This window comes from Pelosinus sp. IPA-1 (assembly GCF_030269905.1).
Taxonomy (GTDB): Bacteria; Bacillota; Negativicutes; order DSM-13327; family DSM-13327; genus Pelosinus.
The window spans coordinates 229,708-252,001 of the sequence record NZ_BSVC01000002.1 but is presented as its reverse complement, the minus strand read 5'-3'; the positions used below and the strand labels follow the sequence as shown (position 1 = coordinate 252,001).

The 22,294-nt window shown below is 36.2% G+C and carries 21 protein-coding genes and 1 riboswitch; of the genes, 3 read left to right on the top strand and 18 right to left on the bottom strand.

All coding sequences use genetic code 11. The features are described 5' to 3' along the window. Positions 1-129: 129 nt before the first annotated feature. The 7 genes from QSJ81_RS04885 to QSJ81_RS04855 form a co-directional block, all read right to left on the bottom strand. On the bottom strand, positions 130-2,907 hold the full coding sequence (locus tag QSJ81_RS04885) for a sigma-54-dependent transcriptional regulator (protein WP_285716297.1): 2,778 nt from the start codon (positions 2,905-2,907) through the stop codon (positions 130-132). A 37-nt stretch (positions 2,908-2,944) separates the two neighbouring features. Then, positions 2,945-3,433 (bottom strand): mannose/fructose/sorbose PTS transporter subunit IIB, encoded by a 489-nt coding sequence (locus tag QSJ81_RS04880; protein WP_285716296.1) that lies wholly within the window; start codon positions 3,431-3,433, stop codon positions 2,945-2,947. Positions 3,434-3,465: 32 nt separating this feature from the next. Further along, a complete protein-coding gene (locus QSJ81_RS04875; protein WP_285716295.1) occupies positions 3,466-4,260 on the bottom strand; it encodes a Cof-type HAD-IIB family hydrolase in 795 nt (264 codons plus the stop codon). A gap of 261 nt (positions 4,261-4,521) precedes the next feature. Then, positions 4,522-5,343: a PTS mannose transporter subunit IID gene (gene manZ / locus QSJ81_RS04870; RefSeq protein WP_285716294.1), complete on the bottom strand. Its 822-nt coding sequence runs from the start codon at positions 5,341-5,343 to the stop codon at positions 4,522-4,524. Positions 5,344-5,357: 14 nt separating this feature from the next. After that, entirely contained in the window at positions 5,358-6,125 is a 768-nt protein-coding gene (locus tag QSJ81_RS04865; RefSeq protein WP_285716293.1) for a PTS mannose/fructose/sorbose transporter subunit IIC, read from the bottom strand. Positions 6,126-6,175: 50 nt separating this feature from the next. Continuing rightward, positions 6,176-6,658 (bottom strand): mannose/fructose/sorbose PTS transporter subunit IIB, encoded by a 483-nt coding sequence (locus tag QSJ81_RS04860; RefSeq protein WP_038672669.1) that lies wholly within the window; start codon positions 6,656-6,658, stop codon positions 6,176-6,178. Between the two features lies 1 nt (position 6,659). Further along, complete coding sequence (locus tag QSJ81_RS04855) at positions 6,660-7,079, bottom strand: PTS sugar transporter subunit IIA (RefSeq protein ID WP_285716292.1); 420 nt, start codon at positions 7,077-7,079, stop codon at positions 6,660-6,662. Between the two features lie 503 nt (positions 7,080-7,582). On the opposite strand from QSJ81_RS04855, the gene QSJ81_RS04850 reads away from it, so the two are divergent. Next, positions 7,583-7,837: a hypothetical protein gene (locus QSJ81_RS04850; protein WP_285716291.1), complete on the top strand. Its 255-nt coding sequence runs from the start codon at positions 7,583-7,585 to the stop codon at positions 7,835-7,837. A 203-nt stretch (positions 7,838-8,040) separates the two neighbouring features. On the opposite strand, the gene QSJ81_RS04845 is transcribed toward QSJ81_RS04850, so the two are convergent. The 7 genes from QSJ81_RS04845 to QSJ81_RS04815 all read right to left on the bottom strand — a co-directional run bounded on the left by QSJ81_RS04845 (position 8,041) and on the right by QSJ81_RS04815 (position 14,730). Continuing rightward, complete coding sequence (locus QSJ81_RS04845) at positions 8,041-8,814, bottom strand: SDR family NAD(P)-dependent oxidoreductase (protein ID WP_285716290.1); 774 nt, start codon at positions 8,812-8,814, stop codon at positions 8,041-8,043. A 77-nt stretch (positions 8,815-8,891) separates the two neighbouring features. Beyond that, complete coding sequence (locus QSJ81_RS04840) at positions 8,892-9,503, bottom strand: Crp/Fnr family transcriptional regulator (protein ID WP_285716289.1); 612 nt, start codon at positions 9,501-9,503, stop codon at positions 8,892-8,894. 218 nt (positions 9,504-9,721) lie between these two features. Further along, entirely contained in the window at positions 9,722-10,819 is a 1,098-nt protein-coding gene (locus QSJ81_RS04835; protein WP_285716288.1) for a GerAB/ArcD/ProY family transporter, read from the bottom strand. Positions 10,820-10,831: 12 nt separating this feature from the next. Next, positions 10,832-11,047 carry a hypothetical protein gene (locus QSJ81_RS04830; RefSeq protein WP_285716287.1) on the bottom strand — a complete coding sequence of 72 codons (216 nt, stop codon included), beginning with the start codon at positions 11,045-11,047 and terminating at the stop codon, positions 10,832-10,834. 5 nt (positions 11,048-11,052) lie between these two features. Continuing rightward, positions 11,053-12,312 (bottom strand): Ger(x)C family spore germination protein, encoded by a 1,260-nt coding sequence (locus tag QSJ81_RS04825; RefSeq protein ID WP_285716286.1) that lies wholly within the window; start codon positions 12,310-12,312, stop codon positions 11,053-11,055. Further along, positions 12,299-13,825: a spore germination protein gene (locus tag QSJ81_RS04820; protein WP_285716285.1), complete on the bottom strand. Its 1,527-nt coding sequence runs from the start codon at positions 13,823-13,825 to the stop codon at positions 12,299-12,301. The genes QSJ81_RS04825 and QSJ81_RS04820 overlap by 14 nt, the downstream gene beginning before the upstream one ends. A gap of 221 nt (positions 13,826-14,046) precedes the next feature. Next, a complete protein-coding gene (locus tag QSJ81_RS04815; protein ID WP_285716284.1) occupies positions 14,047-14,730 on the bottom strand; it encodes a radical SAM protein in 684 nt (227 codons plus the stop codon). Positions 14,731-14,785: 55 nt separating this feature from the next. After that, positions 14,786-14,881: riboswitch (guanidine-I (ykkC/yxkD leader) on the bottom strand. Positions 14,882-15,237: 356 nt separating this feature from the next. Here QSJ81_RS04815 and QSJ81_RS04810 point away from each other — a divergent pair. After that, complete coding sequence (locus QSJ81_RS04810; RefSeq protein WP_285716283.1) at positions 15,238-15,993, top strand: SagB/ThcOx family dehydrogenase; 756 nt, start codon at positions 15,238-15,240, stop codon at positions 15,991-15,993. Between the two features lie 242 nt (positions 15,994-16,235). Here the strand turns inward: QSJ81_RS04810 and QSJ81_RS04805 are convergent, their stop codons facing one another. The 3 genes from QSJ81_RS04805 to QSJ81_RS04795 all read right to left on the bottom strand — a co-directional run bounded on the left by QSJ81_RS04805 (position 16,236) and on the right by QSJ81_RS04795 (position 20,665). Then, positions 16,236-17,132: a dihydrodipicolinate synthase family protein gene (locus QSJ81_RS04805; protein ID WP_285716282.1), complete on the bottom strand. Its 897-nt coding sequence runs from the start codon at positions 17,130-17,132 to the stop codon at positions 16,236-16,238. An 82-nt stretch (positions 17,133-17,214) separates the two neighbouring features. Further along, positions 17,215-18,564: a GntP family permease gene (locus QSJ81_RS04800; RefSeq protein WP_285716281.1), complete on the bottom strand. Its 1,350-nt coding sequence runs from the start codon at positions 18,562-18,564 to the stop codon at positions 17,215-17,217. Positions 18,565-18,679: 115 nt separating this feature from the next. Continuing rightward, positions 18,680-20,665, bottom strand: a complete 1,986-nt coding sequence (locus QSJ81_RS04795; protein ID WP_285716280.1) for a YjhG/YagF family D-xylonate dehydratase — start codon at positions 20,663-20,665, stop codon at positions 18,680-18,682. A 290-nt stretch (positions 20,666-20,955) separates the two neighbouring features. On the opposite strand from QSJ81_RS04795, the gene QSJ81_RS04790 reads away from it, so the two are divergent. Then, the gene (locus QSJ81_RS04790; RefSeq protein WP_285716279.1) at positions 20,956-21,705 is read left to right on the top strand and encodes an IclR family transcriptional regulator; all 750 of its coding nucleotides are present in this window, start codon (positions 20,956-20,958) and stop codon (positions 21,703-21,705) included. A gap of 145 nt (positions 21,706-21,850) precedes the next feature. Here the strand turns inward: QSJ81_RS04790 and QSJ81_RS04785 are convergent, their stop codons facing one another. Continuing rightward, positions 21,851-22,228 carry a nuclear transport factor 2 family protein gene (locus tag QSJ81_RS04785; protein ID WP_285716278.1) on the bottom strand — a complete coding sequence of 126 codons (378 nt, stop codon included), beginning with the start codon at positions 22,226-22,228 and terminating at the stop codon, positions 21,851-21,853. Positions 22,229-22,294 lie beyond the last annotated feature (66 nt).

Sequence of the window (22,294 nt, the reverse complement as noted above, 5' to 3'; positions counted from 1 at the left end):
AAATTAACGGACAATGACAAAATACCCCCATTCGTAGGAAAATAAAACTACAAATGGGGGTATCGTTATCAAAATGCCATGGGGACAGGTTTCTAACCTGTCCCTTGTCCTATGAAGAGCAATATCAGCTTAGGTTTCCGCGGAGCTTAACATTTTGCAAATATAATATTTTTCATCCTCAGTCAATGATATGTTGACTGCTTTCTTAAAAATTTCACATGTGCTATCTACCGAACGAACAAGTTCTGTACTGATAGGTTCTTTATCTGCCTCACACTTTAACCCATCATTAGCTACTATTCTCTCAAGTGCATAACCTACATGAAGAATGATTCTAATTTTCATTGAATTATCAAAGGCTATATGTAGTTCTTTTTCTAATTCATCTACAAAGTTTAACAATATCCCAATGATTTTGTGAGGATTTAGATAGGTAAGGAATTGTTTTAAATTATCTTCACATAAATCTTTAATGACAACACTTTCTTTTTCTGGTAACACCATAAACTGATTGCCCACAATGATTTCTCTTAGTATCTTTTCACCATTACCATCAATGAGCTTTTCTAGGGGGATAAAAGGAATATTGTCTTTTGGTTTTTTCACACCAACCACTGCTAAAATATCATATTTTTTTTGCAACGTCTTAATTTTTTTATCCAATTCTCTGACTTCTACAGGTATAACATCAATATTTTCTTGTGTTAAATTTAATAATACATTTTCCACAATTTCTTTTAGCTTAACAGCTGTCCCTTTTCCAGAAGTACATACCGTGATAATCACTTTGTCGCTAAAACTTTTTTCTCCATTTAATTCATTATTGTAGCCTCTAAATTCCCTAAGTGAATTAAATATATCCTCAAGTTCCATACCAAGAATACTTGATTTTCTTACTGCCTCAAGCAGTAAAGGCGTAGAAACCATATCAATGGTCTTGACTTTAACTCCTGTCTTTTCTACAATAGTTGCTTCAAAATTAAACAAAGATCCCATATCAACAAGTAGTAGCACACCTTTTCCTTTATTTATGCTTTTTACCTTTTCAATCATAACTTCTAATATTTCTTTAGGACTTACATCTAATGGCATATCAACTGCACCTACGGAGGAAACATCACCCAATAAACCTCGCACAGCACTAAGCATACTACTAGCTGTGTTACTCCCATGGGCTGCAACAATAATACCAACCTGCTCTTGTGTTTCTTCTTCGACTGATTTTAATAAAATCGCGATGTAGGTAATTTCCACCTCTGGCACTTCAACTTGAAAAGTTTGGCTCATGATAGCCGTTATTTTCAAGGCAACCTTATATTCTTCATCATTATCCTGGATCGAATGATATGTATATTTATTCGTATCATATTTTTTTTCTTTCATTCGTTTGAAAAAGGCACTTAAATGAAAGCTTAACGCATAAACAAATCGATCACTATATTTTCTTGTTAAATCAGTTTCAGCTAGATCCTTCATTTGTTCTGCGAATTCCAAAATTTCTTTATCTATTATCTTTGAAATTCGCTCTTTATGTTCCTTATTTTTATTAAATTTATTATAAAATATTTTGAATTTGATATTTAAATCAGTAATGATAAATTTATTAATATCATTATCATCCATTCCTTCTTCTTTTAATAAGCTTATTTTGTCTTCTATAAGCTTATATAAATTAAAAGGTAGTTCCTCTGCATCTTCTATCATTACTTTATAGCCATCAGGACTTATTAATAATGGAGCTTCTAAAATACTACTAACTTCTTTAAAATCCTTATAATCTCTGCCAAATTCAAACAATCCACTTTTTATATTCGAAGAAAGCATTTTAAAATCTAACTCTATGTATTCTTTGCCATTATTTATATTATTTAAAAAACCTTTGGCACACGTAAGCTGAATATTGGATTTTAGTTGACCAATATTTCCGTAAGAAACACTGCCAATCAACGCTTTCACTACTTCAGTCGATATTTTTATACTTTTATTTACTCGATGTGCTTCATTAACAAATAAGTACTTAATGATATCTATTTTTTCCTCAACTGTTCGCTCTTGCAATGGTGGGATACTGATGATAATCGGTATCCGTCGCATAAAAGTTTTAAGCATATGTGAACTAGGATCCTCAGTAGTGGCTCCTATAATTAATATACTAGCTTTGCGTTTTCGTTCTGTTTCCCCTAGTTTATTATATGTGCCTGTATCCATGAAATAAAATATCATTTCTTGCCCTTCTGGAGGCAACCTATGTATTTCATCTAGAAATAATATTCCTCCATGAGCCTTCTCAACCAGCCCTTCTTTTTCATGATCAGCACCTGTAAAAGCACCTTTTATATAGCCAAAGATATGGGCTAATAATAATTGAGGATTATTATAATAGTCCGCACAGTTAAAAATTATAAATGGCGATTTGTCAGTAAATTTTTTTATATATTTACCATAGTTATACATCATTTTTGCAAATAAAGTTTTTCCTACCCCTGTCTGTCCAAAAATTAATGTATGTAATCCTACGGGTGGATATATAATAGCAGCTTTTGCCTGTTCGACTTGATTCTTTAAACTCTTTTCTGCCCCTATCAAATTTTGGAAAGGATCTTCGCTTTCCCTTTTAAAAAGAAGCTCTTTGATACTTCCTACTTCTATTGATTTCTCTTTGATTTCAATATTTAATATTTTTTCAACACAAGTTTTATGTAGAAATTTTACGGGCCTGCCCTTTATTTTTATAATTTTATCCAATCTTAATAATTCATGAAGTTCTTTGCTGACATTATTTCTTAAGATATTGAGTTGTTCAGATATCTCACCTGTTTCAAATCCATTATCTTGTAACAGTTCTTCCATTGAAAATTTTTGTGTGTTTTCATCTAAATAGCAATAAATTTTTTCAATTCTCTTCATTTTAAACTCAACTTTCATAAATTTTCAAGGCAAGACCTTATTCTTTAAAGGGCAAGTCAAGAGTCATTAAATCAATCTTACTATCACTTGCTACCTTTCTAATTTCTAATTCTATACCTCTGTCATGTAGCTTTCTGAAAGATTCTACGTCTTGTTTATCAACAGATATAGCACCTGTAATGAGAACCTTTCCATGTTTGTAGCACATTCCACCAACGTTTACAGATTTGATATCTACGCCCTCTTCTACCATTCTTAAAACATCTGTTGGATTGGTCAATAAAAATAATGTTTTAAAATCACTATTCTTTGGATTCTTATATACCTCTATGGCTTTATCAACAGGCAAAACATAGGATTTTATCCCTGGAGGTGTCACCTGCAATAATAAGGCTTTCCTTAATGGATCAGCAGCCGCTTCATCGCTACAAGCAATAATTCTATTACATCCTACAGCCTTCACCCAAACAGTGGCCACTTGACCATGGATTAATCGATCATCAATCCTAACTAAGCAAATTTTCATGGCATACCTCTTCTCCTAATATTATAAACAACTTATCCCAACATGTATTTATAAATTGCACATGCCACACCTTCTTCGTCATTAGATGTGGTAATACTATCAGCACAACATTTCACTGCATCTGGAGCATTTCCCATTGCAATTCCAAGTCCTGCGTATTCAATCATATTAATATCATTATAATTGTCACCTATCGCTATCAACTCAGTCTTATTTGCGTTATATTTTTCTAATAAAACTGCAATTGCTGCTGTTTTAGACGAATGTTTCGGCATTATTTCTAGATAGGTAGGTTTCGAGAGGTAAATAGTTAAATCCTCTTGGAACATAGCCAGTAGTTCTTTTTTTAAAGAGAGGATTTCTTCTTCATCACCCATACACAAAATCTTATTACATCCTTCATTTCCCCAATCAGTGAGCAACGCCCGATAATCACGAATAGTAGAAGTAAGATTCGTAATACCTTCTTCTTGTTCAACCCACTCATCTTTCTCTTCATTATACCATTCGTCGTCTTTATATAAACTTATACATATACTATACTTTTTCACAATGGAATACACTTTTCTTATATAAGGTACTTCAATATAGTTATTAAGTACAATATTGTTGTTATAGTCTATTATCAAAGCACCGTTATAACAAATAATAGGTGCACAGATTTCTAATTCTTTTGCCAGAAAATAAATTCCCTGAGGCATTCTTGCGGAAACCAATATGACTGGTATCTTCTGTTCTTTTGCCACTTTACGAATAGCTATCTTCGTTCGTTCGGTAATTTGATGTTTGGAATTTAAAAGCGTTCCATCTATATCTAAACATAGCATTTTATACCTATTGATATAAATCCTCCTCCTCTTAATTCCGTCCTAATCCACATTAACGACGCCTTCCATTTGTGTCTAATCCTTTATTACATAAAACATGCTAAAGAATTCATTATATGCCTAATTATTAATAAAGCGCATCGTTATCATTTAACCTCAGCTCTTAAAAATAACCTAACATAAAATTCTTTAGCATGTAACATTAATACAGATAATACCACTACTAGGAGCATAAGGAGAAAATCATCTATACCTCTTTAATTATTTAAGTAGACCACATGCATAACCTATAATTCCTAATGCAAAGAGTCCAAAGATTATCCCTATTGCATTGACCTTCTTTTTCAATAGGTACATGCATAAGAACGTTAAGCCTAATGGCAGCATCCCTGGCATTAACTGATCTAAGATAGTTTGCACTGTGGTAACTACTACTTTTCCATCTGCCCCAGTAACCGTAGAAACTACTAATGGTACATTCATACTGGTCCACCTTGAAACTAAGCAACCCATTACGAACAATCCTAATATGGATGCTCCCTCAGTTAATTTCTGTAATCTATTTCCTGACATGTCAGAGACAATACCAGTCCCTGTTGTATATCCATACTGTAAACCATAGTATTTTGTCGCTAATCGTATTACATTAAATGATAAGAAAAACAAGATTGGTCCTAATATACTGCCACTCAATGCCAATGATGCACCCAAAGCTGCAGTAACAGGTCTGATCGTTCCCCAAAATATAGGGTCTCCCACACCAGCAAGTGGTCCCATAAGGCCTACTTTTACACCACTAATTGATGCATCATCAATAGGAGCTCCATTGGCGCGTTGTTCTTCCATAGCTGCTGTGATTCCCATAATAGGGGCAGAAATGAATGGTTGTGTATTGAAAAACTCCAAATGCCGTTTTAATGCTTTTTTAAGTTCTTCCCCTTGATACAATTTTTTTAATGCAGGAATCATTGTGACACAAAAACCCATTGATTGCATTCTTTCAAAGTTAAAGGATGCTAAGAGAAAGTTAGAGCGAATAAACATACTAAAGAGATCACCTTTGGTTAATTTCTTTTCATTCATTTTTACATCTCCCTTTATAGATCTAGTTCATCAACGATTGCCGTTGACTCATTATATTTGGGATTGAGTTGGATATAAAGAATAGCTAATACTGTGCCAACCACACCAAATGCAACAAGATTTAAGCTAGTGAATGCAGCAACTACGAAACCTAAAAAGAAAAATGGCATTAAATATTTGGCTTCCATCATGTTAATAACCATTGCATAACCAACAACTACGATAAATCCACCAGCGATCTGCAAGCCTCTTGTGATTACATCTGGGATGGATGCAAGTAAAACAGTAACGGTATCTGTTCCAGCGATGGCAGCAACTAATGCAGTTGGAACAGCAACACGCAGTGCTTGTAATGTCCAAGCAAGAAAATGGCACATTTCTATTCCTCTGCAGCTACCTTTTTCTGCATACTTATCAGCAAGATGTTGGAAAAACGTTGTCGCTGATCGAACAAAAATAGTAAGTACTTGACCTGCCGCTGCAATTGGTATTGCTACAGCGATACCGGCCCCTATTGATTGTTTACCGACAATTATCAATATGGCAGCGATTACACTAGCCAGAGCCGAATCTGGAGCCATAGATGCCCCAACGTTCATCCAACCTAAGGCCATGAGTTCTAACGTACCACCTAGAATAATACCTGTTGTAACATCTCCTAGAACAAGCCCTACTAGTGTACATGCAATTAGTGGTCTATGACCTTGTCCCTCATCAACTACACTTTCCATACCTGCAATAGCCGCAACAATTATTAGTAAAACCATTTGCAATTCACTCATTGTTATCCCCCCATTTTTTTAATAACCTATTTTTAAATACATTTCTGTATTTAAAACGGTAAGTTGAGACTCATTAAGTCAACTTTACTATCACGGGCCACTTTTCTTATTTCTAATTCAATTCCTTTTTCATTTAGCTTTCTGAAAGCATCTACATCTGTTTTGTCAACTGCAACTGCTCCCGTAATTAAAACTTTTCCCTCTTTATAACACATTCCACCAACGTTTACAGATTTAATATCTACGCCACCTTCTACCAATCGCACAACATCTGTTGGATTGGTACATAAAAACAGTGTTTTAAAATCACTATATTTGGGGTTCTTGTATGCTTCAATAACCCTATCAATTGGTAACACATAGGCTTTTATCCCTGGTGGTGTTACTTGTAATAATAAAGTTTTTCTTAATTGGTCAGCGGCGACTTCATCACTACAGGCAATGATTTTATCGCATCCGGATTCCTTTACCCAAACCGTTGCCACCTGCCCGTGGATTAAGCGATCATCAATTCTAGTTAAACAAATTTTCATATCATAATTCCTCCTCAACCACAGTCGCAAAATTATCTCTAAAGGATTTTACAGCATTACGTCCTGCATGTATTGCAACATCAACTAATTCAGGTAAACTTGAATAAGTTCTTTGCATATAAATTTCTAACAGCATTGGTAAATTTACCCCTGCTATAATATCCATATTTTCATGATCTGCAACAATTCTGCTGGCAGCATTGTATGGACTTCCACCAAATAGGTCAACAATGAAAAGAATTTCGTCTTTTTCACCCAACTGTTCTATGGCTCTCTCATATTTTCCGACTAATTCATCTGCACTTTCACCCGGTTCAAATGTTATAGTTCTTACATCCTCTTGTTTTCCAAATATCATTTCTGATGCTTTTACTAATTCATCTGAAAACTTTCCATGTGTGCATATTACTAAACCTACCACATTTATCACCTTCTTCTCTAACTTTATTGCTTATTTACAGTGCAAATTCCATGCCAAGCTATGTATCAACAAAATTTATTTTAGCTTTTTTCTTTCAAAATGTTCTACGGTTAACCTGGCTAATGTATAAGTAACTATTAGAACAACTATCTTCCAAATTATCATCTCCCCTCCCTTAACATTGTGTTCTAATTAAGATTTTGATACTTATTATACCTTTTTTGATACACTAGTTAAGTAATTACTACTATATTGATACATCAAAGCTAGAATTTTGCAAATTCGATGCTTTTCATCTGTAGTCAGTGATATGTTTGAGGATGTATACTTTACAACATGAAAAAAGAACGTTAAAACATACTCCAGTGTTTTAACGTTCTTTGCTTTGTTTCATAATCTTTGGGCATATACGACTTCTCCATGGGAATAATAATTGAATAAATTCCTTGTATTTTGAACATCTCGCCTATGCAAGCACCATAAATAAACTGGGGGCTATGAGCATGACAGACTCTACATTGATTGGATTTTGGGTAAGTACAATCTTAACGTGCCTTGTAGGTGTTGTACTGTTAATTGGAAAGCATGTGCAAGCTGGTAGTAGCTTTATTTTTTTAGGATTTGCCGTTGGTTCTTTCTCAAGTTTAGTTTTATGGAAGGTGAAAGGAATAGATATAGTTAGCCCTGTAACATCAATAATAGCATTATTATCGTCAATGCTACTCCTAGCCTATTTTATTATGAACCCGCTCAACTAAAGCTGAACATCCTCCTCCACATTCACACCTACGAAAAAGATCACAACAGCAGCTCTTCACTCTCCTTGGCGATAGCTCATTCTCAATTCCCATGGCTTTGTCGTATATATTAGTTATGGTTCTTATTTCAATATGCTTTTGAATAGCTTCAATGACTTTTTAAAAGAGATAGTAGGGACGTCAGGCTGTGGCGGAGTAGCTTCTTAGTTTATTGTAAGACCTCCGTCAACAGGAAAAATCCCTCCCGTAACCCATTTTGCCTGATCTGATGCCAGAAAAACAGCCATATTGGCTATATCTTTCGGTTCCCCTATTGTTTGCAACGGATAAATTGATTTAATCATTGAGTTGAAACGGTCTTTTGCTTTCCTATCAAGACACTCCAAGTTGCTCTCAACTTGAGGTGTAGCGACAGTACCGGGTGCAATCGCATTAACCCGAACGCCATGTGGGCCTAATTCAAATGCAAGGGCTTTGGTGAAAGATTCTATAGCCCCTTTTGTCATAGAGTATGCTGTTGAGGGTCTATCCGGCAGCATTCTTCTGGAAAAATAAGACGAAATATTAATCACATTTCCCCGGGATTCAATTAGATCATCCAGGAAAGCTTGCGTCAACAAATAAGGAGCTTTCACGTTTAAATTTAGATGATAATCCAATGTCGGGATATCTGTATTCACAAAAGGTATAAAGCGTGCGATGCCTGCATTATTTACTATAATGTCGATTTTTATGTTTTTTGTACGAACCTGTTCGACTATTTCAGAGAATGAATCTTTGTTACTAATATCGGCTGGAATAGAGAGAACAGTTATATCATATTGTTTTAATAATTTTTCCCTACAACCTAATTTTTCTTTGTCTCTTCCAATAAGTATCAGATTTGCTCCTTGCTCGGCAAAAGCTATGGCAGTTGCAAAACCAATTCCATCACTTCCTCCTGTAATAAGAGCTGTTTTATTAATTAACAAATTCATTTACTATCTACCTCCTAAAATCATCAAAAAAATTTCTTCTTTAGTAGGTAGTATAATATACGGATGAAAAACGCTCATTAACATAAGTTAAAATTAATAGATTTTTTTATTCTTGATAGCGTAACATTGGTAATACCAAGATACGAAGCCAGATGGTAATCAGGTATTCTTCTGACAAGTTCGGGATATTCATTGCAGAAATGCCTAAACCTCTCTGTCGCCGAATTTATAAGAAATTCAGATTCTCTACGGAACTTATCCTCTACAAATAATTCAGCATAGAACAAAGCAAACTTTTCCCAATAACCATGACAAGTTAACCAGGAATGAAAAGATAAAAAATCACAAACGGAGACTGTAACATCTTCTAAAGCAGATATGTTGAAAAGACTGTCATTTTTACGGGCCGAAGGAGCAATTGGCCATAACAATTGGTTTTTCCCAAAAAATCCTTTATTATACTCTTGTCCTTCTAAATTCATATAAAAAAGTCGAATAATGCCTTTATGGATAAAGAAAACCTTGTCCCATTTTTCCCCTTCTTTGACAAGAACTTCATTATGAACATATTCCCTTTTAATAAATAAATCCGAAAGCTCAATTAAATCCTTTTCATCTATATTGATAATATTATCAAAAATGTTTTCTTTTAATAATTCTCCCAAAGTTTTTTTCCCATGCTCTATCAAAATTATTTTCTCCATTCTTAAAAAATAATGATAATAAGTTTTCTCACTTTAAATAATTTCGTGATATCATAAACTTCTTTTCGAAAAGCGGTGTCTCATATTTCTACCCTATTTATCATTAAAATACAAAACTCCTGCAGACTAGGTTGCTTTGCAGGAGTTTTGATTCAAAGAACCGTCAGGATCATGCATTTTTTCGAATTCAAAACATCTACATACTATCTTCCCATTGATATCTTTTTGACGACAAATGGAGACACAAGCAAAAGTAATAATGGAATAGCAACTCCCATGATAAGATTAAGCGGAACATAGGTATTGAAAAGAAAATCTGTTAATTCCTGATAATTTTTCACAAACAAAATAGCTCCTACCCCAATCAGCCAAGCAAGGGGAATTACAATAGGCCGATAAGATTTTAATTTAAACGCTTGTGCTGTACCCAGGCTCAAGCCGTAAAAAAACATGGCGGTACGAATCGTTAGACCAGTTGTCCAGAACAGGATCGCAATAGTATCAAATCGATACAATACACTCCCGGCAGTAATATACCGAACTTCAGAAAATGTTGGAAGTTCCATCTTAGCCGCTTCCACTGGTCCAAACATGGCAATGGGGCCAGTGACAGGTCCTAAGAAGAAAACCAGTGTAATGAGTGCCGCATATATACCGGTTTTTACAAGTTTTCTTGGATTTTGAACATATGGGAAAATCATACCCATTATCACGAATTCACCAAACCATCCCATTACCGATAAAGATCCAAGGGCCACTGGAGAAAAACCGTTCCCCAATATAGGTAGTAAATTACTGTAATCTTTATTTTTCCCAAGAGTTAATACTACAACAACAAACGCAATAATGACCACTACAGGTAATATAATTTGATTGATGCGCCCCACCGTTTCTATGCCCGAATAAACAATATAGGCGGTAAGAAATAGAATGACAGCAGCAAATGCAACCATCGGTGTTTCTTCCATAATCTTTTTACATACTTCAACGAATAATCTTACAGCTAAAACCGTCATTATATAAAAGTAAATAAGATAAAGCACTCCTATCAATTTACCTACCCAAGAAAAATGCGAACAAAGTATTTCGATTAAGGTTAATCCAGGAAATTTTTGAGACAATCTAACTAAACTTATTATCCCAATCAATCCTAGAATAGTTCCTATTACAGCTGCAATCCATCCATCTTGATGACTCTCGCCGATGACCACAGTTAGCAAAATTAAATGCCCTATAATGGTTAAAGACATGACTGCTAACATTGCAGCCTGAATATTGCTGATCCTACCCGATTCAATCACTGGCTATCCCTCCTAATTTACTCGTGGGATCACGATTCCTAATATTTTAGCAATTGAAGGATCCGGAACACGATAAATGGAAAAAATCCCTCCCGCAATTACCAGACCCAATAGCCCTATTTGAATACAAAGCATTTTTGTTTCTTTTCCCTTTATAGCCACATAAACATAGCTGCCAGAAGAAGCCAAAACAAGAAGGGTCAAAAGCAAACTGATAAAAATTTTCATACTATCTACCTCGATTCATTTGCTTTAATAGGATTTTTAATCAGACCTGATCGAGAAACATTGGCTACAATAGAGATGTCCACTTTCATCCCAGATAAACCTCCATTTCTCCATTGATTGGCTATCTGATTCCATTCATTCGGATAATGGTGGTAAATCGTGTCTCCGAAGCCAAAAACATCGGTTTGCCACTGTTTTTGCGTTTTATCCAATACTATCATTATTTCCTGTCTGATTTCTTCTTCGAATGCGGCATTCAGTTGGTTAATCTGACCCACTGTTAACTTGAAATCAGGACAATTAATATCTAGAATATCTCCATCAACCTTAATGTTAACGTCCATTACAGGTTGTCCGTCAATGAAACGAGGAGACAATTGGCAACTAGACTTATTTATCATTATACTTATCGACCCATTATCTTCTTGGGGACAATTTACAACAATAATATCTTGCGTCAGTTCACCTCTTAGCAAAAGAAGCCCTCGAGTTTCCTGGTCATTAAGCCAACCAATGTATTGTTTATCCTTAAATACGGCCGAACCTTGAAGGCTTAGTGTTCCCGCATTTTGCTCAATTCCTTTTGTATCTTTTTGAGTGACATCTATTTCTGACAACTTCGTCTTTTCGGCTATGTTTATGCCGCTCTTTGCTGCCAACCGAATTTCACCTGTGAAAGAATCTTTTGTATCACTGGAGAAATCCTTTAAAAATTGGCTCAAATCTTTAACGATTGCCGTATGCCTATAGCGCCTATTGGTTACCATGCTTTGGATTTCTGATCCTAAATCACTTCTCAACAGCGGTTCGGTTTTTATAATATCTATGATCCTCTCCCTCGTGATAAGTAACTGTACATAGGGACGAATATGATTATCTCTTTTTAAGAAATCTAAAACAGACTCCATTTTATTCCGTGCTGCTTTCTCACCCACCACAACAACCCCTAGATTTCCAAAATAAATTTCTTTCGAAAAAGTACTCGATAACTTTCCGATGGCTTCATAAAGAGTTTTACCAGTAGCTGTTTCGACAACAGTTGTTAATTGAATTTTTCCTGTTCCAGTTACCTTAGGAGCAGGGCTAACTATGGAGACCGTCAATTCAAACTGACCGGAATCATCTTGATCAATCCCCATAATGTCGATAAGAGCCAGATTATCTATTTCATGACTGCTCCAACAACCGGTTAGGGAAACAGAGAGTAGCACAAGAAGAACCACTGAAAAAAATATTCGAATAGTTATATATTTATTCGTTTTCATCTCGATTCTCCTTCGGCGGATGGATCGGAGGTTTAGGGAAATTGTCATCCCCGCTCCGCCTTACATTAGAAACTCCTACCCCTGGATCGCGTATCCCCATTGCCCACCTTGGAGCCCGTAAAAACACATCCTTCCAGCCTTCTTTACGTGCAGGGGAGATAGGCGATAAATAAGGCACACCAAACGATCGCAAATTAATTACATGGGTTAATATCACCATCAAACCAATTAGGATGCCCATATAACCAAAAAGGCCTGCTAATAATAACATAGGTAAGCTCAAATACCTTATCACTTGTTGAAAAGCATAATTCGGCAAAATGAAAGCAGTTAAGCTGGCAACTGCAATGACGATTACCGTTAACGGTGCGACTAAACCGGCTTGTATGGTCATTTGACCAACAATTAGAATCCCTAAAAGAGTAATCAACGAACCGTGAAATGGTTTGGGCATTCTTTGTCCTGCTTCCCGCAGCAACTCAAAAGCAATAATTGCAAATATAGATTCAATCAACACTGGATAAGGCAAGTCAGCCCTATTACTTGCTATGCGTATTAGAAAAGGCGGCTGTAATAACTCTTGATGTATCGTTAAAGTCGCAATAAAAAATGCAGGCAGTATCAGGGCTATCAGAAGCCCTAGAGCGCGAATCAAGCGTACAATGGAAGATGGGAACGACCCATTATAATAATCATCATTCGACTGGAGGAATTCGACAAATGCAGCAGGCATAGTCAAAGCAAAAGGTGTACCGTCTGTCAGTATGGCAATTTTCCCTTCCAATAAACCTGCGCACAGCCGATCTGGACGTTCTGTATTGAAAATCGTTGGAAATGGAGATAAGGGAGCATCTTCAATCATCGATTCTATAAAACTGCTTTCTAAAATGCCGTCAATCTCGATACGAGATAATCGGTTATGAGCTTCACTAACCAAGGCATCATCTGCAACTCCCTTAAGATAAACAACCGCTAGCTTAGTCTGCGTCTGCTTTCCTATCGTTAGGTATTCAATTTTTAAAGAGGTCGTTTTGATTTTTCTACGAATCAACATTACATTAGTATCGATGGATTCAACAAATCCCTCTCTCGGCCCCCGAATCACTTGCTCAGTTTCTGATTCTTCTATTGCTCTCCCTGCTGAATATTTCGAGGGTAGCAAAAATGCGGTGTTGATTTCTTCGACCATTAAAACTGTTTGTCCAGATAAAATTTGATTGATCATAAACGCCGTATCATTGATTTCAATTTTCTCACTAAAAATCAGGTGCTGCCCAATTTGTGTGATGAAAGAATCCTTTGCCTGTAAATTCATCCTAGAGGTGCAATTCCACTCAGTATTGCCTATTAAAAATGTTGCAAGATCTTGTTCAATCTCAACAGTCCTTTGTTTGTTTACCAAGTTAGATGAATAAATAAGATAACTATTCATGTTGCCTATTAAAAACCTCTTAAAGGTCACATCATCACATGATTTAAATGCATCCTGTAAAAAAGATAGTTGCTCACTCAAAACTGTTGCACCTCCCTGTATTAATATACACTTCCCAAAAAAAGGATAAAATATGCTATCCACTTTCCCCACAAAACCCACCTAAATAAAAACACCTCCACCTTATATAATAGCTTACAAGCCTATTATATAAGGTGGAGGTAAACTGTACTTTTGGTGGAGGCTAGCCGCGATAAGCTTTTCTTCAGCATCGAGGTGGGGTACGCGGCCCGAACAAAAAATCATAAAATAGTATTTGAAATTTCCTCAAATCTTTCATCAGTTACACCAAGTTTTTTCTTAAATCTTTCATCTTCCATTCTTGCCATAATTATCTTGCTAGGAGATATTTCCTTAATAATATTTTTTATCTTCTGAATTGATTCGTCATCATCGTTATAGCCCTTAATAATAGTAACTTCAAATATAAACTTCCCTTTATATTGTTTATTAAAGGAAACCATATTTGAAATATATTCTACTAACGTATACCCTTTAATCGGTCTTTGGACTTTTTGAAAATCTTCTTCTGTTATTACTTTTATCTCTCCAACAACCTCATCACATTTATTAGCAATTTTTATATATTCATCTCTACCTAGTAAATATCCATTAGAAAGCAGCCTTACAGGTAAGCCTTTGCCTTTGATAAAGTCAACAATATCACCAATTTTATCATTTATTAAGGCTTCTCCTTTTGAGTTAATAAAAACTAATTCTGCTTTTGTATTTTCTATCATGCGTTCTAGTTCAATCAATGAACTATCCATTTTACCAAATGACTTTTGGGTATCTACCTTATTTTGCGACCTTCCAATAGGACAAAATATGCAATCAAAGTTACAATACTTCTCTAGAAGTATATTAACTTCCAGTACCCTTGTTCCATCTTCAATATAAATATCTTTATAACTGAAACCACCCATCACCTTATCCTCCTCAAGAATAAAATAAAAAAAAGCCCAAAAGATATTATTAAATATCTCCCAGGCTTTTATCCTTCCGTGTACACAGTTAACTGTGTGTTTTCTCTCGGACCTGCCAGTTACAAACTGCGGAACCCTAGAAAACTTAAATATATAATTAAATTACGATCTACAAATCTAAAATCGTAACTCAATTCTAGCATAACGTTAAGATTAAATCAACCATATGCCTTTCCTTCGCCAAATTTTTCATACTGAAATGTCAAGGAGACAGTTCTTTTGAGTCACTCCCATTTTCTCATCTCACGTCAACAAACTCAAACCTGACAAATATATAATAGCAGTATGAACTTTTAATGCAAAATTAATTTATTTTTTTATTTAAACCAGCAGGAATCACACTACATATAGTATAATACTACATGTTACAAGCACTATATGTAGTATTATTCCATCCTAGCTCACTATGTGCGTTGAGATAAAGAATATATTTAAAGGAGTTCAGATATGGGAAAGTATGATCAACAACGAAGTTTTTTAAAGTCGAATTTTACAGAATTTAAGACAATAACAACTGATGCAAAGAAGGGAATTTCTCAACCGCCAAAGTCGAAATCCTACGGAATCAATTCAAGATTAGTTGATCTCCCAATGGTAAGTGAAAGAACTCTGACGAATGGAAATATCTACACTTGTATAAAGGAAAGAAGAAGTACGAGATTTTACAGTGATCAAGCTATAAGCCTTAACGAGCTATCTTATCTCCTGTGGGCAACCCAAGGTATTACCAATACCAATAAAGCTGGAATCACGTTTAGAACAGTTCCTTGCAGTGGCGCCACACATTCTTTTGAAAGCTACTTACTGATACGGAATGTAAAAGAACTTCAAAAAGGAGTCTATCGCTACCTTCCAGTAGAACATAAGCTTTTATTCATGTTTGAATTGGATGAAATAGAGAACAAAATAGACGAAATTACATTGGATCAGCCTTTTGTACCTAATTTTGCTAATAAAGCAGCAATACTATTTATTTGGAGTACCATACCTTACCGATCTGAGTGGAAATATGATATTACTGCCCACAAAAAAATTCTGATCGATATTGGGCATGTATGCCAGAACTTATATTTAGCTAGCGAATCAATCGGCGCTGGAACTTGTGCTATCGGTATTTATGATCAGAACCGCGTAGACCAGCTATTGGGGTTAAATGGAGAAGAAGAATTTACAATATATCTTGCTGCGGTTGGGAAAAAATAATCATCCCCCTATCTTTGCTACTGAAGTGTCAAGGAACAGGTGCAGCGTTTTAATAAACGTTGTGCTGTGCCTCTGATTTTCTTTATATTTATATAAATACAGTAGTTTTTTTTTTGCACCTTTTCCTGGTTCTTTATCAACCAGGAAAAGGTGCTTTTATTTATCTCACCAACGAAAAAAATAGACAGATATTCAAAGAAGCAGCGGAACCGTCCCACTGCTTCTTCTAATACACTAATATCCTATTTATTACGCCATAATTGATCCGCAAAGCCAGACAAAGAAGCTTTTGTATCTTCAGTCAACGCCGTCAATGGTGCTTTGCAGTTTTCTTGCATACCCATGCCTAACTCTGCCATAGCCCATTTCATCACAGGATTAAATGGTGTATAGACTTCGTAAAAACGCATTCTTTCATCAATCGATCGCTGAGCCTTTACAATTTGACTCAAATCTTCCTTGCGAAGAGATTCTATAACCTCAGCACATAGAGACGGGTATACATTAGATAACGCACCAATGCAACCGTCGCCACCGGAAATAACCGTTGGGATGCAATTATTATCATATCCAGTATAAACAATGAAATTTGGATACTTAGATTTTACGAGTTGAATATACTTTTGAGTATGTCGAAGCACGGCATGCGTATCTTTCATGCCCTCTAGATGGTCATGCTTAGCTAGTAGGCGCAAAAAGGTGTCCACTGTTACATCATAACCGGTACGGTCTTCGTAATTATAGATATAAAGCGGTCCTTTTACATCTGTTAAAAGATTATCATAATAGTTAAATACATCCTCCTGGTTGCAAGCACTATAATATGGACCTACTACAAGTACTGAGGTTGCACCTGCCTTTAAAGCCAAATTCGACAAATCTACAGTTTCCTTGTATACCATCCGTCCTGTACCTGCCATCACAATTGCGCGATTACCAATATATGAAATCGCATCCAAGATAAATTCCTTAATCTCTTCATACGTAAAGGCATAGAACTCTCCCGAACTGCCTCCAACCAAAATTCCATCAATTCCTGCATCAATCAATGTGTCGTACAGCTTATGCATCGTTTCATAATCTACCGTACCATCTGCATTGATCGATGTTAAAATCGGACTAATATATTTACAATTCATTTTAAAATCCTCCTATATCCTACAATTTAATTTCTACCTTGTTGGTTACCAAATAAAATCCTTAAAATATCCATTCGGATAACTATTTAATTATTTCATCTAACGCCAAAATAAATATCAGCCCTACAACAGAAGTAATTGTCGATAACAATGTCCAGGTAGCAAACGTTTCTTTCAAAGTTAAGCCGAAATATTCCTTAACCATCCAAAATCCAGCATCATTAACATGTGATGCAATGGCACTGCCGCAACCTGTTGCGAGGGTGACCAATGCCAAATTAGCATTATATTGAGCTAACATCGGAATAACTAAACCAGCCGTAGATATCGCCGCAACAGTTGCTGAACCTAAAGAAATACGCAATATCGCTGCAACAATCCATGCTAAAAGAATTGGAGACATAGATGTCCCAGCAAATATAACTGCTATATACTTGCCGACTCCACCATTAATAAGCACTTGCTTGAAAGCTCCACCGCCACCAATAATCAATAACATCATACCGATAGAGGCTGCTGCAGACGAACAGGATCTGGTAATTTCTTTAATAGAAATATTTCTATTAATTCCCATAGTATACACTGCAATCACTAAAGAAATTAGCATTGCCACGGATGGATCGCCGACAAATGCAATCACTCTAAAAACAACATTTGTATCAACCCCAGCGTTGCCGATTACCATTTTTACACCAGTAGCGATCAGCATTAGAATCACCGGAAACATGGCTGTTAATAAACTAATATTAAAACTTGGTGTGTCATCGAGATTAAATTCTTTTTGATCACCCAAAGAATCAATACTTCCTCTCTTCTCAAATGCCGAAGGAACTATCTTTTTTGCGAGTCGAGTAAAGATTGGACCCGCTATAAGAACGGAGGGGATCGCCACAATAATACCATATAGCAAGACTTTCCCAATATCAGCTCCATACTCCCCAGCGATTACCGTAGGACCTGGATGTGGCGGAAGAAAACTATGCGTGGCCAATAATGCTGCCAGCATTGGGATACCCAAAGATAATAATGATACCTTCATTTCCCTTGCAATCGAGAAAACAATAGGAATCAACAATACTAATCCGACTTCAAAAAACATTGCGATTCCAACAATAAATGAGGAAACTACAACGGCCCACTCTATTTTAGTCTCTCCAAATTTATTAATTAAGGTCATTGCAATTCGCTGTGCACCACCAGCATCAGCCACTAGTCGGCCTAACATTGCACCCAAACCAAATATGAGTGCAATATGCCCTAACGTTCCGCCAATACCAGTTTCTATCGTGGAAACAACTTTTTCCATAGGAATACCCAGTGTAAGTGCTACACAAAATGATACTATCAGGAGTGCAACAAATGTATTTAATTTAAATTTAGAAATTAAAACAATTAATAGAATTACGCCTATTGCTACAATTAATAATGGCATAGGTTTACCTCCTACATTTTACCACATTTATTATTTACTTTGTTTACAGAATAGAAAATATAACCATTTTCTTGATTAAGAGCGACTAAGGCTTCTGTCAGAGTCTAGGTAATTGTCAGAAGCCAAGTCTTTTCTTATCTGCTAAAACTTTTTTTCCAGCTTCAATAACCTCGATGATTTTATCCACATCATAGACACAGCCTTTCCATATTCCACCACTAATGGACTGAAGTTCTGCCCACAATTTAGTATCATCAGGCAAATCTAGATCTGGCTGCACTCCTGGATGCATCTCTCGTTTTTTCAATACTTCAGCGGCCTCATTATAAGAAAGCCGATTTTCTTCTGTTCCGATGAAATTAAGTGAGCCTTCAAACTGATTTCCATCAACAATAATCTCTATCAAATCCCCATCTCGCAATTTACCCAGTGGCCCGCCAACCAATGCTTCAGGCCCTACATGTCCAAAGCAAGCTCCTGTAGAAACACCAGAAAATCTAGCATCCGTAATTAGAGAAACATGTTTGCCAAAAGGTAGTTTTTTCAATGCTGAAGTTAGCTGGTACGTTTCCTCCATACCGGTTCCCTTCGGACCTCCCCCCATAACAATCATAATATCGCCAGCTTGTATTTTTTTATCTTTTATTGCTTTAATTGCTGACTTTTCGGATGTAAATACTTTCGCCTTGCCAGTGTGTCTGAATACGCCATCTTCATCAATCACCGTCGGGTCAATGGCTGCAGATTTAACAACAGATCCCTCAGGCGCAATGTTTCCAACAGGAAATGTAACGGTAGATCTTAATCCCCTCTCTCTAGCTTTGGCAGGATTCATAATTACATCGTCAGGATTTACCCCATCTAATACTTCTAAACGTTCTCTACACTTTTTACGTCTTTCCGATTTTTCCCACCAATCCAAGTTAGCTCCTAACGTCTCACCTGTAACTGTCATTACATCTTCATGCAGCAGACCAAGTTCTCTTAAGCGAAGCATAACCTCTGGAACTCCACCAGCTAAAAAGACGCTTACGGTTGGATAGTTAACGGGACCAATTGGCATAACACTTACTAAACGAGGAACCTTTTTATTAATAGCGGCCCAATCATTTACTGTAGGCACTTTACAATTTGCTGCAAAAGCAATCGCTGGCAAATGAAGAAGTAAATTTGTCGATCCACCAAATGCCGCGTGTAGAACCATTGCATTCTCAATTGCCTTATCAGTAATAATATCGCTTGTATTGATACCCTTTTCCTTTAATTCCATCACTGCTCTAGCAGACTGTCTTGCAACTTCTTCCCAAATAGGCTGCCCGGAAGGCGCTAAAGCAGAATGTGTAATTGCGAGTCCGAGTGATTCCGCTATTACTTGAGAGGTCCCTGCCGTTCCAAAAAATTGACACCCACCACCGGCAGATGCACAGGCTCTGCACCCCACTTGTGCCGCTTCATCAAAAGAAATTTCATCACTAGCGAATCGAACACCTATTGTCTGAACCGTCCCAGCATCTTCACCTTTTACGGGTTGAAGCGTTGCTCCTCCTGGAACAAGAACAGTCGGCAAATCGTGCATCGATGCCAACGCCATCATCATCGCCGGCAACCCCTTATCACAAGTAGCAATACCCATTACCGCTTTTCTTGTTGGGAGAGACCGCGCTAATCGTCTAAACACGATTGCAGCATCATTACGATAAGGCAATGAGTCAAACATCCCTGTGGTTCCTTGGCTTCTCCCATCACACGGATCTGTAACATAGGCCGCATATGGTATACCACCATGGTTTGCCAATTCATCTGCGGCTGCACGCATCTGCAAACCTAGTTCGTAGTGGCCTGTATGCAACCCCACAGCTACAGTTCTGCCATCTTCACCACGAATTCCCCCTTGAGTACTTAAAATAAGTACATCGTCATCATTCAGTCTTTCTGGATTCCAGCCCATACCAGCATTTAGAGTCATTCCAAAAATATGTCCACTTGGCGATTCTCTTAAGTACTCTTCACTAAAAGGCAACTTTCCCTTTGGCCCCTCAGCATGAGTGTAAATGTTATATAAAGATACATCTTTTACATCATAAATTGATTTCATTGACATAAACAATTCCCTCCTTACAATTTCATTACATTCTAAGACTACGACCTATACGATGGGGTTCTTTCTCTGTTAACCACTCCTTTCATAATTCTTATATACGAACCAAATTTGTTTATGAGAACTATTAACTAGATAATAGCACATTTATGCAATTATTCGCAATAGTATTTTAACTTTTCATTCCACCTGATTATGCTAGCGAGTAATTACAATTCATATTTAAGTAGACATTTTTTTTAAAAATCAATAAAATGGTAGTAATACAAATTTTATTGATCTAAGGAGTATTTATGTCTCATAAGCCTACAGAACGAGTATTAAATATATTAAATCTTTTATCTGTTAATGCAGATGGATTAACTCTTACCGAAATATCTAAAGCTATCTCGGTTCCCAAGAGCACCCTTTACCCTATTTTGCAAACTATGACTGATATGAATTACATCCAACTAGGTAAGGATTCGTTTCGTTATAAACTAGGCATTTCCACCTTCTGTATTGGTTCTTCTTATTCTCAAGATGAATACATGCTTGAATTCGCTAAGTCTATAATGAAAAATGTCGTTGCCGAAATTAAAGAAATCTGCCAAATGGGAGTTTTAGAAGGAAACAATGTTTTATACGTGCTAAAAGAGGAACCCGAAGTAGGCTTGGATATTCGCATTATCTCTCGTGTCGGAAAACGACTTCCCGCATATTGCACCGCATTAGGAAAAGCCTTATTAAGCAACTATGACATTGAAGAAGTAAAAAAATTATATCCCAAGGGCTTAATTCCTTATACAGAGAATACAATTACGGATTTCGATATTCTAAATAATCAATTATTAACAATTAGAAATGAGCATATTGCTAAAGAATACGAAGAAATTACCAAGGGGCTATGTTGCTATGCTGTGCCTTTGGAGTCCAACGGCAATGTAATTGCCGCCCTAAGCGTTAGCGTTCCTAACTTTCGAGCGACTAAAGAAAAATTAAATTTAATAACCGAATTGTTACTGAATGCCCGCAGACAGTTCGGTAATGTTAATTTCAAATAAAAAAAAATCTGTAGGACGGTGGTCCTATCTTGCAATATAAGTACTCGAAGGGATAAAAAAAGAGCATTGTAGTAACTACTCATCCGTAAGTAGTTACCACAATGCTCTTTATCATAATAGCAGACATGTAAATGACACACTTTATCTACTTTTCTCCATAAGGCTGATAATGTTTTGATTTTGACTGAAACTCTTTTAAAGAAACAATTTTTTCGTCGGAACTAAACAAAATAATGGAAACGCCATTAAATTCATCACGCACTCCATCAAACTCACACTCGAAATACCATTCTGCCACGGTGCAGTTCCCCTCATGAATGAAGTGCTTTATTCTCCATTGCAAAACAGTTCCTCTTTTATTCCAATCGTTAAACCATTTTAGAATTTGGTCAATCCCGTGATATTCAGGTCCATAACATTCACTATAAAAAACTTCATTTGTAAATATTTCTTTTAATTGGGCTGATTCTTTAGTAAGCCATAAATTAAAGTACTCTCGAATTTTATCTTCTCTTTTTTTCAAGAATTATCGACTCCTTAATCATGTTGGGCTTTGAAAAAAATCACGTAAAATCGCAGGGACGGTTCT